This is a genomic window from Parashewanella sp. 2210YD4-3 (assembly GCF_056591735.1).
In genome coordinates this window covers 1-1,201 of record NZ_JBWQOG010000031.1, presented here as the reverse complement: position 1 = coordinate 1,201, position 1,201 = coordinate 1, and the positions used below count along the sequence as shown (strand labels likewise).

The following is a 1,201-nucleotide window of genomic DNA, read 5'->3' as shown; positions in this document are numbered from 1 at the left end:
TTCAAACACAGCACCTGTTGCACGAAATGTAGTAGCCAAAGATCAAAATGGCGGTTCAGTTGTTGTGGGTGACTTACTTCAGGGAACTTACATCTTTTTTGATAAAGAAAAAGATACAGAAAAAGGCACTACTTTCAAGTGGATTATTGATGGAAAGACGGTTGGCACTGACAAAAATTATAAGGTAAAAGCCGAAGACCAAGGTAAAAAAATCTATTTTGAAGTCACACCCAAAGCTGCTACCGGCATAGCTACAGGAAAAGCGGTTAAGGCACAAGCTGTGCAAGCCTCTAACTCTCCTGCGCCTGAAAACAACTCTCCTACGGCAGCTGATGTAAAAATTGTCGATGAAAATGGTGATTCTGTTGCACTCGGCGATAAACTGGTTGGAAATTACACTTATTCAGATCAAGAAAATGATGCTGAAAAAGACAGCGCCTATCGCTGGTTCATAAACGGAGAAGTTGTAGGTACAGAGAAAAACTACAGCATTCAAGATAAGGATTTAGGTAAATCGATTGTCTTTGAGGTAACGCCTAAAGCCGCCGCAGGTAAAAATGATGCCGAAGCGGTTAAATCTGCTGCCCTTGCGATTCCACTACCAGAAAATGAATCCCCCGTTGCAACCTCGATTTCTATCACCGATGTTAACGGCGGGGAAGTCCTGATCAAAGACATGCTATCAGGCACGTACACCTATTCAGACAACGAAAACGATGCTGAAAAAGACAGCCAATACGCTTGGACGATTGACGGCAAGGTAGTTGGTAGTGATAAAACCTATCAAATCACCCCAGCTAACCGTGGTAAATCAATTGTATTTTCGGTAACGCCAAAAGCGGCTGCTGGTATGAACGAAGGCGTGAGTGTTAGCTCTGAAGGATTACAAATTTCAGACAAACTGCTTACCCAAACCATCGCGTTTGATGAAAATGAAATGCAAGCTGAAGTGGGTGACAAAGTTAAAAACCAAACAACGGCTGATGGTACTGGTGCACTAACCTTTATTTCTCAAGATGAAAATGTGGCTACGGTTGACCAAGAAGGCACAGTCACCATGCTGAAGGTGGGTTCGACCAAAATTAAGGTCACCATTGCCGCTGACGATACTTATTCATCCGCCAATGCCGAATATGACTTAACGGTCACTGAGGCGAAAACGCCAAAAATCATCGCCCTAATTGGTGAGCAAAATACGTCG

1 protein-coding gene is annotated in these 1,201 nt (G+C 43.3%); it reads left to right on the top strand.

Going from position 1 to position 1,201, the window contains the following annotated elements; translation table 11 throughout:
- Positions 1-1,201 (top strand): Ig-like domain-containing protein (locus tag AC1EU0_RS19160; RefSeq protein WP_480304374.1); only part of this gene is annotated, 1,201 nt, incomplete at both ends.